This window comes from Flavobacterium erigeronis (assembly GCF_054075165.1).
The window spans coordinates 1-252 of sequence record NZ_JBSKGP010000042.1; the positions used below are offsets into that span (position 1 = coordinate 1).

General features: G+C 32.5%; 1 protein-coding gene. It reads left to right on the top strand.

Annotated elements, in window-relative coordinates; genetic code table 11:
• A partial coding sequence (locus ACWA1F_RS23995) for a hypothetical protein (RefSeq protein WP_456897557.1) occupies nucleotides 1–252 on the top strand: 252 nt, incomplete at both ends.

Consider the following 252-nt stretch of genomic DNA (forward strand, 5'->3'; position numbering starts at 1 on the left):
TGATGATGTGATTGCATCAATAAACGGAAATATCGGAGGAACAACTATTTCATTAATTGGAAATGATAAATTAAATGGAAACCCAATTAAAGTTGGAACAGGAGCAGGAGAAGTTAAATTTGAAATTATAGGAACACTTCCGACAGGACTTACGTTAAATTCAGATTATACAATAACTGTTGCGCCAAATACGCCAGCTTCAGATTATAAAGTTGAGTATAAAATTTGCGAAAACAATAATCCGTTAAACTG